Origin of the sequence: Paenarthrobacter sp. NPDC090522 (assembly GCF_044769225.1) — a bacterium.
Lineage (GTDB): Bacteria > Actinomycetota > Actinomycetes > Actinomycetales > Micrococcaceae > Arthrobacter.
Genome location: NZ_JBIVXL010000012.1, coordinates 85,912 through 99,029, shown reverse-complemented (window position 1 = coordinate 99,029; position 13,118 = coordinate 85,912). Strand labels below are relative to the sequence as shown.

General features: G+C 63.2%; 14 protein-coding genes. 4 read left to right on the top strand and 10 right to left on the bottom strand.

Annotation, left to right across the window (positions count from 1 at the left end):
* Positions 1 to 41: 41 nt before the first annotated feature.
* The 4 genes from lepB to ACIQT2_RS16200 all read right to left on the bottom strand — a co-directional run bounded on the left by lepB (position 42) and on the right by ACIQT2_RS16200 (position 3,606).
* Positions 42 to 770 (bottom strand): signal peptidase I, encoded by a 729-nt coding sequence (gene lepB, locus ACIQT2_RS16215; protein WP_402948372.1) that lies wholly within the window; start codon positions 768 to 770, stop codon positions 42 to 44.
* Positions 767 to 1,891, bottom strand: a complete 1,125-nt coding sequence (locus ACIQT2_RS16210; protein WP_402948370.1) for a PqqD family peptide modification chaperone — start codon at positions 1,889 to 1,891, stop codon at positions 767 to 769. Before ACIQT2_RS16210 ends, lepB begins: the two co-directional genes overlap by 4 nt.
* A 156-nt stretch (positions 1,892 to 2,047) precedes the next feature.
* Positions 2,048 to 2,689, bottom strand: a complete 642-nt coding sequence (locus ACIQT2_RS16205; protein ID WP_400328567.1) for a hypothetical protein — start codon at positions 2,687 to 2,689, stop codon at positions 2,048 to 2,050.
* 200 nt (positions 2,690 to 2,889) lie between these two features.
* Positions 2,890 to 3,606, bottom strand: coding sequence for a helix-turn-helix domain-containing protein (locus ACIQT2_RS16200; protein WP_400328564.1), 717 nt, complete (start codon positions 3,604 to 3,606; stop codon positions 2,890 to 2,892).
* 288 nt (positions 3,607 to 3,894) lie between these two features.
* Here ACIQT2_RS16200 and ACIQT2_RS16195 point away from each other — a divergent pair, with 288 nt between their 5' ends.
* Positions 3,895 to 5,427 (top strand): polysaccharide biosynthesis tyrosine autokinase, encoded by a 1,533-nt coding sequence (locus ACIQT2_RS16195; RefSeq protein WP_402948367.1) that lies wholly within the window; start codon positions 3,895 to 3,897, stop codon positions 5,425 to 5,427.
* On the top strand, positions 5,427 to 6,047 hold the full coding sequence (locus tag ACIQT2_RS16190) for a low molecular weight phosphatase family protein (protein ID WP_402948364.1): 621 nt from the start codon (positions 5,427 to 5,429) through the stop codon (positions 6,045 to 6,047). Before ACIQT2_RS16195 ends, ACIQT2_RS16190 begins: the two co-directional genes overlap by 1 nt.
* On the opposite strand, the gene ACIQT2_RS16185 is transcribed toward ACIQT2_RS16190, so the two are convergent.
* Positions 6,044 to 6,481: a VanZ family protein gene (locus tag ACIQT2_RS16185; protein WP_402948361.1), complete on the bottom strand. Its 438-nt coding sequence runs from the start codon at positions 6,479 to 6,481 to the stop codon at positions 6,044 to 6,046. The genes ACIQT2_RS16190 and ACIQT2_RS16185 overlap by 4 nt on opposite strands.
* 113 nt (positions 6,482 to 6,594) lie before the next feature.
* Here ACIQT2_RS16185 and ACIQT2_RS16180 point away from each other — a divergent pair, with 113 nt between their 5' ends.
* Positions 6,595 to 7,116 carry a hypothetical protein gene (locus ACIQT2_RS16180; protein WP_402948358.1) on the top strand — a complete coding sequence of 174 codons (522 nt, stop codon included), beginning with the start codon at positions 6,595 to 6,597 and terminating at the stop codon, positions 7,114 to 7,116.
* Positions 7,117 to 7,147: 31 nt separating this feature from the next.
* On the opposite strand, the gene ACIQT2_RS16175 is transcribed toward ACIQT2_RS16180, so the two are convergent.
* Together ACIQT2_RS16175 and ACIQT2_RS16170 are read right to left on the bottom strand one after the other, a co-directional pair.
* The gene (locus ACIQT2_RS16175) at positions 7,148 to 8,089 is read right to left on the bottom strand and encodes a lipid kinase (RefSeq protein WP_402948355.1); all 942 of its coding nucleotides are present in this window, start codon (positions 8,087 to 8,089) and stop codon (positions 7,148 to 7,150) included.
* A 114-nt stretch (positions 8,090 to 8,203) separates the two neighbouring features.
* Positions 8,204 to 8,836, bottom strand: a complete 633-nt coding sequence (locus ACIQT2_RS16170) for a hypothetical protein (RefSeq protein ID WP_402948352.1) — start codon at positions 8,834 to 8,836, stop codon at positions 8,204 to 8,206.
* Between the two features lie 161 nt (positions 8,837 to 8,997).
* Here ACIQT2_RS16170 and ACIQT2_RS16165 point away from each other — a divergent pair, with 161 nt between their 5' ends.
* Positions 8,998 to 10,542, top strand: a complete 1,545-nt coding sequence (locus ACIQT2_RS16165; protein ID WP_402948350.1) for a hypothetical protein — start codon at positions 8,998 to 9,000, stop codon at positions 10,540 to 10,542.
* A gap of 11 nt (positions 10,543 to 10,553) precedes the next feature.
* On the opposite strand, the gene ACIQT2_RS16160 is transcribed toward ACIQT2_RS16165, so the two are convergent.
* From ACIQT2_RS16160 to paaD, 3 genes are read right to left on the bottom strand one after another with little or no spacing between them, the layout of a single operon-like run.
* Positions 10,554 to 11,333, bottom strand: coding sequence for an enoyl-CoA hydratase/isomerase family protein (locus ACIQT2_RS16160; protein ID WP_402948348.1), 780 nt, complete (start codon positions 11,331 to 11,333; stop codon positions 10,554 to 10,556).
* A 9-nt stretch (positions 11,334 to 11,342) separates the two neighbouring features.
* Positions 11,343 to 12,548, bottom strand: a complete 1,206-nt coding sequence (gene paaE / locus ACIQT2_RS16155) for a 1,2-phenylacetyl-CoA epoxidase subunit PaaE (protein ID WP_402948345.1) — start codon at positions 12,546 to 12,548, stop codon at positions 11,343 to 11,345.
* An 8-nt stretch (positions 12,549 to 12,556) separates the two neighbouring features.
* Positions 12,557 to 13,114, bottom strand: coding sequence for a 1,2-phenylacetyl-CoA epoxidase subunit PaaD (gene paaD / locus ACIQT2_RS16150; protein WP_402948469.1), 558 nt, complete (start codon positions 13,112 to 13,114; stop codon positions 12,557 to 12,559).
* Positions 13,115 to 13,118: the final 4 nt, after the last annotated feature.

Genomic DNA, 13,118 nt, shown 5'->3' with positions numbered 1-13,118 from the left:
CCATCCCCATTTCTTCATGCGCATTATCCTGCGGGCTTTGGTCATCGCGAGCCGCCGATCGCAGCATTCAGGCCGTCGCTGCCCCATTTGTTGAACGGATACAGGAACCAGCCGACGGTCCCCACCACGTCCGAACGCGACGCCGTTTTGGCACAGTCGCTGCCCGCAGAGGCGCTCCGGCATGCTGCAACGGAGTCGTCAGAGTTGGAACGGTGGTCACCCAAGAACAGGTACTGGTCATCACCCAGCCGGATCGGCCCAAAGCAGCGGGGTGAAGACACCGCCGTCGTGCAGTCGAGGCTTCCTACATCGAAAGGGAGGTCCTCGAAGACGTAGGGCTCAGCGATCGCTTGGCCGTTGACCATGACCTGGCCGCTGGCGCCGCAGCATTCCACTGTGTCCCCGGGCAAGCCCACCAGGCGCTTCACCAGGTATTCGGTGTTGCCAGGCCCGATGCCCGTCACCTCCCCGAACCAGCCGACGGCGGTCCGAGCGAATCCGTGCTGGGGCGGCGGTCCCCACGTGGCCGGCTTCCGGAACACCACTACATCCCCGCGTTGCGGTTCAGCGAACGCGTAGGCCGTCCGGTTCACCAGGACGCGGTCGCCCACGCTGAGGGTCTGTTCCATGGAGCCGGAAGGGACGCTGTAAACCTTCAGGAAGAATCCCTGGACCAAGGAAACCAGGATCAGCGCCAGGACAGCATGGAACCAAGGTGACCGAAGGAATCGTCGACGGCGGGTGGCGGCCGTCGCGGGTGCGCCGCTCATGCGTGTGGTTCCGGAAGGCGGAGCACAAGCCCGGCATCAGCGAACGCAGCAAGGACATCGACGACGGCGGCGTCAAGGTTCTGTTCCGGCGGCGCGCCGAACTCCCGTTGCACCTCCCCCAGGATGGCCTCGAAATCGAGACCGTCGCTCAGGGTCCGCCACACCAAGGGACCAACGCCGTCCAGGACGTGCACCACGCGGTTCGCATCAAGGACAGCAGTTTGGCCGTCAGCCTCCACCGCGTCCAACACAAGGGAAGGCACAAAGGATTCGTCCGCGAACGGGCTCCGTACACCGGCGTTGACCGCCGGCATCACCGCAGCCCACGGGCCGGGTTCAACTCTTGAGAGAAGTTCGGGGACAAGGGGCAGGACTTGCGAAGCTTCACGGTACGTCACCTGCTGGATCGCCCCGCTTCGGTCCACATGCCGGGCTATGTTCTGCAGGGGCTTGTCCATGTCGGCCAAATAGCTGGCCTCCGGGACGATCGCGGCCAAGGCCCCGCAGAGCCCAAGGGTGACAATACGCGGTGGGCCAGCGAAATCTTCATCGCGGTCAACCACCACAAGACCGCCCAGGCGGAGCGGCACGCCTGGCAATTCGCGAAGTCCCAGTGCCGACGGCGCCAACTGCTCCTTGAAATCCTGGCCTGATCGCAGAACGGACAAGGGCTTGCGGTAAGGGTGGACGGCGCCGTCCGAATCGATGCCGACGGTCTCATCCGTGACGTAGCCGTAGTCAGAGCCCAGAGTGCGCGCCAAGGTGGTTTTCCCCTTGCCGGAGGGCCCGATGAACGCCAACACTTCCCCGGATGCGTCCGCAATACCGGCTGCGTGCAGCATCAGCAGGCGGCCCCGTTTGGATTCGATGGCCGCGAGGGTGGCGTACGTGGACAACTCCGCTATGGATCCGGGGGTTCCGGCTGCGTCGGGAAACCGCCACACCAGTTCGGCTACGGGATTTACGACGGCGGCACCCGCCTCGTTCCTGTGCGGCGAGGCATCCCGCCAGGGTTCCTCGAATTCCCGGAAACGTTGTTCGTCAAAAGCATGTTCGGCAAAATCCAGGCGAATCCTGACATGGCCACCCAAGGCATCTACCGTAAAGTCACCGGTCCGCATTTATCCCACCCAAAAAATCATCAGCCCGAGGTGCAAGCTAAGCATCCTTGCATATTCCTGTGCAGAAAGAATCGACCTCCGCGATCAGGACGCACGAAAACGCGTCAGCCAAATTTGCTGACGCGTTTTCGATTCTAAAGTTTCCTCAAAGAAACCTTAGAGAAGACCCGCACCCACCGGCACGGAAATCGTTCCGCTGGCGGTAAGCGTCCTGGTACTGAACTGCACAGTGATGGTTACCGGGAAGGTGGCCAAAAGGCTAATTGCAACGCCGGTGCTGATACCTGCAAGACCGAACACGATGGGAATATCCAACGTGCCGTTGCTCGCCACGTTGATGGCCTGCGTGGTGGTAAAGGTTGTGGTTGGCATCCCGTACTGGCCGATGATCGGGGCAGTCTGGTAGCTCGTGGTGCGCTGGCCGGCAGTGCTGTTGACACCGTTGTAGGAGTAGACGCCGAAACCGCGGGCACGTCCAACCGGAATGTTGATACCGGCAGGGCGGGCAACCGTCACCGTGATCGTTGCAGTTTCGTTGATGGCTCCGGGGCCATTGGTCAGCGTGAGCTGGGTGGGAACCGTGGTCAGCGCCTGCGCGGTAAGGGTGCCACCACCATCCAGCAGGTTGAGGGTCAGCAGACCGGTCTGCGTGCCGGTCACGGCGAGGGCCGCGTTGTTCACGGAGGCAACAGCGGCAGGCGCTGCAACAGCTGCCGCGATGACCGGAACGGACCAAGCTGCGCCCTTGACCACTGCACGGCGTGTGTGCGGCTTGGAGACCGTAAGTTCGTCGCTCATAGTTCTTCTTTCAGCTAGGGATGAAAACCATCGGTTGGAATCCAGCACATGCCGAGTTCCCCCATCTGGGATAGAGACTACCCACGGTTTTTTGGCCCAAATGAACAGATTCGGTGTTTGCGCGCAGATTGTCGCTGTATGGTTCAAGGTCTGCACGAAACGTCCGTCACGCCCGGCATTCCGCCACTTCCAGGCGCTGGCTAGTCTCTTCCCCGACGGTCGCGCAGGTCCGAGGGACCACAGCCGTACAGTTCGTCGAGCGTCCGCCGGAGGGCCGCCGTCGTTCCGAAGCCGGTCTGCTCGGCGATCTGTTGGACGCTGAGAACGTCATACCGCGTGTCGGTGAGCAGCGTGCGGGCGAGCCTGCCCCGTTGCCTCCGGATCTCGGCAGCAATGGAGTTCCCCACCTCGGCAAAAGCGGCCTGCACCCGTCGCAACGAAGACTGCACGGCCCTGGCCACAGCGTCCGGATTCAGCTCCCTGTCCGCACAGCGTTGAGCGATGACGGCCATGGCCTGGTCCCTCAGCACCGACGTCACTGACGTGGAATTCCAACTGACCCCGCAGTGGTCCAGGAGCAGGCTTCCCGTCAGTTCCAACAGGATCTGTTCGGTTGCATAGGACTCGATGGCAGAACCTTCGCGGGATGGCTGCTCCAGGATGGCACCAATGAAAGCCTCGGCCGCTGCATCCAGCCTGGACTTCACCTGGGTCACAGTCACGCTGTCCAAGGCCTGCGGCACAAATGTTTCAGCCGCAGCCCGTTGGATGGAGATCCGTTTGACCTCGCCCTCCCCCACGAAGGGCGACGCCAGCTCCTGCCCGCCAGGCACTATGACCACCGTTCCTTCAGCCGGAATCAACGTGCCCGCGCCCGGATCGCGGACAGCCCCGGAAGCGACGAAATAGATATTCACGTTGTCCGGCGAAGCATTTGGATCATGCAGCTCCAAATCACCGGAAATGGACCCAAGGGAAACAGCACCGAATATGCACTCGTGGTGGCCCCTTGACGGTGCACTGCCGAGACCACTATCGGCTGCTTCACGTTCGAGAAAGTCAGTATCCTGCATTGTCATAAATCCCCCATCCCACCCAGTGGTGAGTCGCCCCTATAGAACTGCACGTTACGATATCCGTGGCGCAGTTCAAGAACCGCGTTCTTTATTGTGTCGAGGGCACACAACATCAGGGGGACATTTTTCATGGAGCTGACGGACTATTGGAAGGTCCTCCGGGCGCATTGGATTTCGGTCATTGCCATCACGGTTTTGGGTGGAATAGTTGCCTTTGGCTGGACCCTGACCCAGACGAAGGTCTATAGTGCCGACGCCAGTGGCATCATTTCCGTTGGTGTGAACAAGGACCTTGGAACGGCCATGGCCGGTGAGACCTACTCCAAGTCCAGGGCGAAGTCCTACATGGATGTCGCCAAGTCCCGTTCCGTGGCAGAAACAGTCATCCAGGACCTTCGGCTCCAAGGCACCACTCCTGAGCAACTGATCGCACGGGTTTCCGTCCAAAACCCCCAGGACACGGCAACGTTGAAGTTCAGCGCCCAGGCAAGCACTCCCGAGTCTGCACGCGACCTCGCCGAGGCATGGGTCCGGGCGGTCGGCAAGCAAGTTGACGAGCTGGAAAAGGGCGGCGCCAACAGCACTGACACATCGATTGTCAGCTTCCGTTCCCTCGATGCAGCACAGTTGCCAACATCACCGACGTCCCCGAACACCCGGCTTGCTTTGGTCATCGGCTTGGTAGCGGGCCTGGTGGTTGCCATCGCGTACGCCCTGCTGCGTAATATTTTCGATCGCCGCGTCCGCTCGGCCGTACGCCTGGAATCCGAAACCGGCGTAGCAGTGATCGGCACGGTCCCTTTCCACAAGAACTTCGATGGTTCCAACCGCATCGTGCTGTCCCAGGGCGGCAACGACCTGGAGAACAAGAACCACCAGGACTACGCCGTGGCCGAGGCCATCCGTGAACTGCGAACCAACCTGCAGTTCATGGACGTGGACAATCCCCCGCGCATTATCGTGGTCACCTCCGCACTCCCCGGCGAAGGAAAGACCACCGTCATCGCCAACCTTGCCCAGACCATCGCGGCTTCAGGCCAGCGCGTTGTAGTGGTGGACGGCGACCTCCGCCGGCCCAAGCTGGCCAAAACCTTCGGGCTCCTCACCAATGTCGGCCTGACCGACGTACTCATCGGACGCGCTACGCTCAACGACGTCCTGCAGCCGTGGGGCGAAAGCGGCGACTTGTTCGTCCTCGGCGCCGGCTCCGTCCCGCCCAACCCCAGCGAGCTGCTCGGGTCCAATGTCATGCACACGCTGCTGGAGGACATCGCCAAGCACGCCATCGTCCTGGTGGACGCTCCACCCCTCCTGCCGGTCACGGACGCAGCGATCCTCACGGCCCGCACTGATGGCGCCATCGTGGTCAGCCGGGCGGGCAAGACCACTTACGACCAGCTCAAAAGGGCGCTGCAGAACCTGGATCGGGTCAAAGGACGCCCCCTGGGCCTCATCATCAACGGCGTCTCCCGGAAGTCGTCAAAGGGCGAAGACTACGGCTACCAGTACTACACGTACTACAACCGCAAAGAAGCAGGCAGCGACTCCCCCAATGCCACCCACGTTCCTGCGTCGGAGTCGCAGCCGGTGGACTCTTCCGAGCACATCCCCCTGCCCACCCAGCGCCGCGGCCGCCGTCGCGAAAGCACCCCCGCACTGTGATGCCGTCCAACGCCGGCAGCCAATCGGCGTCGTCGATCCTGACGGTCTGCACCGGCAACATTTGCCGGTCACCGCTCGCGGAACAGTTGATCCGTGCCCGGCTGGCCAAGGCCGGAATCGGGAACTTCTCTGTGGCCAGCGCTGGCCTGCACGCAGCGGTCGGCGCCCCCATGGAGCCCTTGCCCGCTGACCTGTCCAGGGAGTACGGCGGCAACCCCGACGGCTCGGTGGGCGAACAGATCACGGACGAATCCGTAGCGGCAGCCAACCTGGTCCTGACCATGACCCGGAAGCAGCGTGACGAACTGGTCAAAAGGTTCCCCGGCGCAGCCCAGCGGACCTTCACCATGGCCGAATTCGTGAGGGCGGCGCAGACGCTGCCTGTCACCATGAGCCAGCCCGCCGCGCCCAGTTGGGCCGCCGTGACCGGCAGCGGTGCCGATTCCGCCGTCGCGCTTTTGGTGCGGCGAACCGCGGCCGTCCGGTCAGCCGCCGTGCTGGTCGTCGCCGACGATATCCCGGACCCCATCAACGCCACCGAGGCAGTGCACCGCGAGGTGGGCCACCGCATCGCAGGGTACTGCGACGACGTTGTGGCGATCCTGGGCAAGCACCTCTAGGCGCTCCGGCGCAGCCACCAGCCCGCTGCAGCAGCGCCGATCACTGCGCCGGCCGTGTTGGCGATGACGTCCGACAACGCCGTCACCCGCCCCGGAACCAACAGCTGCGTGAGCTCGATGAACGTGGACGTCGCGGCTCCCAGCAGCAGGATGCGCCACCAGTTCCAACGCCTTGGCCAGAGGAGCCGGACCAGTCCTCCGAAGGGGACGAACATGACGATGTTGGAGACGAACTCGACGGCGACAGCCGCTTCCTTGAGGGGCAGTCCCACCGCTGCAAGCCAACCGGCGATGATCCCGACGAAACCCGTGACCGTACTGGCTTCCTTCGACGGCAGGAAGACCACGAAGGCCAAAGCCACCAGGTAGGCAGCGAAGGCTGCCTGCAGCCACCTCTGCGCGCGGCGGGTGGCGGAGTCCTCGGCGGTGGTCATTCGACCAGCCTAATGGGCCGGCCGACGGGAGTTAGTGCTTGACAAGCATGTAACGCCGGCCTCTTGGCTTCGCTCGGTCCAATATTGTCTGCGAATGGATTTATCCTTGTGGGATGGGAATTGGGGACCACAAGACGCTCGATCAGGGCCTCTTACACCACGAAAAATGCGATGACTGCCGTGAGACCCGGCCTGCCCTCAAGAACATCGAGAAGAGTCGCGCACACATCGCGGCCCGGTTTTCTGCCCTGATGCGCACCCCGAAGTTTTACGACGCCGCCAGCGAAGTCATGCCTGTTGACTCCCAAGGTGAGTACTCCGTGGTTGTCGCCGACCCCTCCGAGTCCGCAGTCGTCACCATTCATCGCATGGAGCAACTGCACGAACAGGCGCTCACGCTCGTGACCATCCTGGACGACCGGGTCAACGTAACGTCCTTTCGAGTCAACCGAAAGTCTCCACCATCCGCGATTCCCGCTGAAGGAAAGACCCAAGACACTGTTGACGTCACCGGTGGCATGACAGTTGAGGAATGGCTCTTGGCAATTGATGTCTTCGGGCAAGGCAAGCCATTCATGGTGTCCGGAAGTGAGTTCGCATCCGAGCTGATGTCGATGAGTATGAGTGCCTCGTAGACTCCGTCGGGGCTCTCCGATCCGCGGCGAGTCACTTCACAGGACCATCGAACGTGGCACTCGTGCTCGCCTGCGGCACCACGACGTGGACCGCGTTCCGCTGCACACTGAAGTCCGTGGGCGTTTCGGTGGCGATCTCGCCGTCGAGGTTCACTGACAACGCCGGCTCGGTGACCAGCCGGACGTTTCGGGTTTCCAGGTGGTACACGCGATCGTGCTCAATGAAGCTTCCATCCTTCAGCAGGCGCGCGATCTTGACGTGCTCCCGGAGTGGCGCGGCGAGGATGGCGTAGATGTCCAGGGTGTGGTCGTCGATTCCGGCCATGGGCGAGACGGTGTTCCCGCCCCCGTAGTGCCGGCCGTTTCCCACGGCCACCTGGAGCAGGTCCTCAAGCTCCAGGGTTTGGTGGTCCCCGTCCGGGAACTCCAGTCGCGCCCGGAAGGGTTGGTGGCGGGCGTACGCCTGTACTGTGGCGACGCCATAGGCGAGAGGGCCAATGTGCTTCTTCAAGCGTGGGCTCAGGGCCTCGGTAACTCCCACCGAGAGACCCACTGAGGCGACGTTGAGGAACGGCTTGCCGTTGGCGCGCCCGAGGTCGATGTCCACTACCTTGCCTTCGGCCACCACGGCACACGCCTCGGCGAGGCCGCTGGGAATCTCAAGCGTCCGGGCAAGGTCGTTCGCCGTGCCGAGCGGAAGGACACCGAGGGCGATCTCCGTGCCGGCCAAGAGCCCCGCCGCGAAGCTGACCGTGCCATCCCCGCCGCCGACCACCACAAGGTCGTGCTGCTCCGCGATCACCCGTTCAAGTGCTGCCCCCAGCTCCGCGCCGGAGGTAACCGCGTGCACCGAGGAAAGCGGCAAGCCTGCCTGCCCCATCGCAGCGACGGCGGCGTCAGTGGCAGCGGCGCCACGACGTGACGCCGCATTGATCACCACGGCAGCAGAGCGTACGTCACGGGCAGAAGTCATGTGGTCCATGGTAGGTGGCCCCACCTGGGAGAACCCTGCGTACTGGCTGGACGGCCTACTGCCTGGCCCAGGTACCGCAGCCGTGGGTGGTGAACCTCTGCCCCTTGCTCAGTTTCACCACAGGGTATCCACTGGTGACGGCGCCCATGGTGCCGTCACTTCCTCCGCCGGGCCTGGTAATCCGCCAGTAGCACCCATCCGTGACTTCGTTGACCGTCTTGTACTCGCCTGGCGCCACGTCTTCTCCTTCCACGTTTCAACACCAGCGGCGATGCCGCCCAGGACCAGCGACACGGCACCGGCTATGGCGACAGCGGCTGCGGCTCTCCTCCCGGAGAGCCCAGCCCAGGAAGCCCTCCTGAACACGAGCGCGTAGAGTCCGGTGATCGCCGCCGCCACGCCAAGCAAAACCAGGATGGCCTCGCCGCTGCCAAGCACTGCGCCGACCAAAGCCACAATGGCCAGGAGTGAGCCCGTAAACCAGAATGATGGGCCAAACGCCCCGCGCGCTCTCGAAGGGTAAGGCGCCGGTGCGGGCACAGGGCCGGGGCCTGGGCCGGGCACAGCGTACGACGGCGGTACAGGCGCCGGATACGCCTGGTAGGGAAAGGGCTGCTGCGGCTGGTAGTACTGCGGCATCGGCGGCGGGTACGACGGCGGCGCGAAACCTTGGGCCTGGAGCGGCGGCGCTCCCACGGGTTGCGTTGGTTGCCGTCCGTAGACCGAATCGCTCGTCTCGTTGGTCACTGAACCCCCATGAATATCCCGGACGCGACTCCGCGCCGTCGCAACAGTAACACCGCCGCCGATGTCAGCTATCCTCTATCTCAGCCACGTCCAGTTGGCACTCTCTGGTTTGGAACAAACACCCAACAGGTGCTGAACCTCAAACGTTCCTTGGGGGAACCATGATGTCATCCGCCTCCACCGCCCGTGGGCGTAAGCGCTTTAAGCTCCTCGGCGTGGGTCTGGCCGCTGTGGGGGCACTGTTGCTGTCCTCCTGCGTTGCCCTCCCTTTGCCGGGAATGCCGAAGGCAACACCCACCTCACCGGCCCCAACCAAGGCGCCTGATGCGCGGAACACGGAAACCACGACGGCGGCCTGGGAGCTTCCGCTCGAACCTCTCGGGCAGCCTGTGGTTTCCGATGGCGTCGCATTGGTTTACGCCAAGGTTTCCGGTGGAGTGGAGGCGCACGCCATCGCTGTTTCCACTGGCAAGGAGCTCTGGAAACAACCCGTGCATCCCGGTATCGGGGCACCTGCCATCCCTCTGGAACCTGCCCTCACCAAAACCGAGGCAGGACAAACCGCAGCGATTTTTCTCCAAGCTGCAACTCCCCCTGCTGATAACGGCGGCACCTCCTGGTGGACAACTCCAGTGGCCGTGGACCTGAAGACGGGCAAGGAGCTTTTCCGTGGTCGGGCAGAACTGGTTACCACACCCCCGTTTGCCTGCGATGACCACGTGGATTTGTGCTTTATCTCCTTGGATGATGCGTCGCTGTCAGTGGAGCATTGGATCGATCTCACATCGGGCGAGGACCTCTCCGGTCCTGACATCAATCCACTTACGGGCAACTTCCGTCCAGTGGGCAAGGGGTTGTACTCGGTGGTGACAGGCGCAACCGAATCGCTGGCCCGCGTTTCCTACGGCGAAGTCTTGTGGCAACTGGACGTTGAGAAAATCTTCGGAAAAGGTGCCACCACGGATCTGGGCTGGTACTTCACCTACTCGGAAAAGTTGGACCTCTATGTTGGTTCCCTGGGCTACAACCCCACGGACAAAGAGGCAGCCAAACTCTGGGAGACCACTCTTAGCGTCGACCTACGCGATGCCTTCAAGACTGTGGGGTTCCGTGCATCCAGCGGCCGTGTCCTCTGGAGTTCGCCCGGATCGCATGTCATGTGTGCCAGGTCCATGGGAACGGCGGCCACCAAGTTCGAAGGAGGCGATGCGTTCCCTATTCGTTGCGAGTACACAGAAGGGTTCGTGGACTACCCCTCCGGCAATTACCGCGGCTCCCGCGGCAAGGTAGTTGGCTACGACCCCCAAACAGGTGATTCAAAGTGGGAGTCGAAACCTGTGGACGTTAACTGGTACAGCCACGGCATGCTTCCATCGGTAAACCGCGGCGACCAGGTGATGGCAGGCACTTTCTGGGATTCAAACCTTGTAGACACCCGCACGGGAAAATTCCGAAGCAAGACTACGTTCGAGGACGTCTTTGTCTGCCTGAAGGAAACTGACTTCGACGTGCCTCCGAACGCGCCTTATAAGAGCGCCACCGCCGCGGGCGGCTTTACCGCTTTCCCCTGCACGAAGGGCGGAACAGCCGTCCCATCGTTCACCTACGGCGCCCTCACCGACGTCGACACCACGGACAACGGGATCGCCGTCATTGCCCTGGAGGGCAAAGTGGCCGGCTACAAGCTCCTGAAGGAATTCACCTAGGCCCCAGCGGGCTATCCCTTGAAAATCGGGGCCCGCTTCTCCTGGAACGCGCGGAAACCCTCGGCGTAGTCGTCGGTCTTGCACAGGCGTGCCTGCTCGGTATTCTCCTCGGCCATGGACTCCCACAGTCCCAGCCGCTGGTCGCGGATGTGTGCCACGAGCTCCTTGGAAGCAACAAACGCCTGGGTAGCTCCGGAAGCTACCCGTGAAACGATCGCGCGGGTCTCCGAAAGCAAGGATTCAGCCGGCATCGCCCGGCTGAACAGCCCCTGCGCCACGGCTTCCGAGCCCGAGATGAGGTCCGCCGTGTAGATCAGGTCCAGCGTGCGGTGCATGCCCAGGCGCTCGGTGAAGTACCAGTGCCCACCGGAATCGAGCGTGGCCCCGAGCTTGGCAAACGGCGAGCCGAACTTGGCATTTTCCGCCACGTACACCACGTCGGTAGCCAACAGAAGGCCGAGGCCAACACCCAGGCAGGCACCGTGTGCAGCGGCAAACGTGGGTGCGGGGAACGCCGCCATCTTCTTCAGCAACGGCTCAACCAGTCCCCCCAGGTACGCCTGGGCATCGTCCGTTTCGGGCGTGACTCCGGCAATGTCGCGGCCGGCGCAGAACGCACGCCCTTCTCCGCGAAGGAGCAGCGCCCGCACGTCACCGCGGGAGGCGGCGGCAGCAGCGTCGTCGTACGCCTTGCCCAACTCAACCAGTGCGTCCTCGTTGAGCGAGTTCAGCTTTTCCGGGGCATTGAGGACAATTTCGGCAATGCCGTTTTCAAGGGAGAGCTCGATCATGGGGACTCCTTAGACGTCGAAGTCGACGGTCACTTCTTCGCTGGTGGGGTGGGCCTGGCAGGTGAGGACGTAGCCCTTGTCCAGCTCGTCCTGTTCCAGGGCGTAGTTCTCATCCATGGTCACGGTACCGGTGACCAGCTTGGCACGGCAGGTGCCACACACGCCGCCGGCACACGCGAAAGGCACATCCGGACGGACACGCAGCGCGGCGTTGAGGATCGATTCGCGGGCATGCGTCGGGCTCGCGACGTCGCCGGTGAGGCCGTCCAGTTTGAACGTGATCTTGAACGTTTCCTGCGACTCGTCCTCCACCACGGGACGGCCGGCGTGGCCCTCGGGACGGTCCGGGCGGCCGGTGGTAAACAGCTCAAACCGCACGTGTTCGGGCTCGACACCGCGCGCAGCGAGCGTATCGCGGCACAGCTGGACCAGCTCGAACGGGCCGCACAGGAACCATTCGTCCACGTCCTCCGCGTGAATGGCGGAAGAGAGCAGCGACTGCAGTTTCTCCGCGTCAATGCGGCCGGTCATGAGCGGCGCAATCCGCTGCTCACGGGACAACACATGGTGCAGGGCCAGGCGCGACGGGTACTTGTCCTTCAGGTCCGCGAGCTCCTCCAGGAACATCACGTCCATAGCGGCCTTGTTGGCGTAGATCAGGTCGAAGCGGGTCTCCGGGTTAGCGGCAAGCAGCGTCCGGGCGATCGCGATAACCGGGGTAATGCCGGATCCAGCAGCAATGGCCACGAAGCTCCCGGCGTCACCGGCAAGCTCCTCAGGGTGGTTCATGGAGTTCATCACGTTGTGCTGCACGGCCGCACCATCCTTGCCGTGCCGGGAGATGAACGCACCCTGCGGGCTCATGACATCCAGCACGTCACCGGCCTTCAGCTCGGCATTGGCCCACGTGGAGAAGAGTCCGCCCAGGTCCTTCTTGATGGCCACCCGGATCTCGCTGCTGCCGTCCTCGAAACTGCGCGGCTCTGCGCAGATCGAGTAGCTGCGGCGGACCTCGTGCGGCTCCCCGTTCTCATCCGGCAGCGTGGTGCGCAGGGCAACGTACTGGCCCGGAAGGTAGTCGTACTGGCCGGCCAGCTCCGCGGGCACACCGAACGTGACCTCGATGGCATCGTCCGTGAGGCGCCGGACTTCCGCGACGGTCAGGTTGTGGAAAGACGCACGACGGCGGCTGGCCGTCTGGGTTTCGGTGGTCATGGAATTCCTTAGAGGACTTTGAAGTAGTCGAACGGTTCCTTGCAGTCCTGGCAGACGAACAGCGCCTTGCAGGACGTGGAACCAAAACGGGTGAGCTCCTTGGTGTTCAGCGACGAACACTGCGGGCATTTCACGGCGAGGCTCAACCGGACGGGGCCGGAGTGGCCACCAGCAGCGGCGCGGCCGGAAGGCGGGGCGATGCCGTACTCCTCCAGCTTGGCCTTGCCGGATTCTGTCATCCAGTCCGTGGTCCACGCCGGCGAGAGCACCAGGTTCACGTGCACGCTCGCATACCCGGCGTTGCGGAACGCGGTCCGCAGGTCATCACCGATCGCGTCCATCGCCGGGCAACCCGAGTAGGTGGGCGTGATGGTGACCTCGACGGCGGGACGTGCGGTCCCGCCGTCGTGGTTGCCTTCAGCGTGAGGTGCTTCGGTGACCCGTACGCCGCGCAGGATCCCCAGGTCCTCTATGGTGAGCACGGGGATTTCCGGGTCGCAGACCGTGGACGCGATATCCCAGGCCCGCTGCTCTTCAGTCCTTGACTGTGTTCGTGACGGCGTCATCACG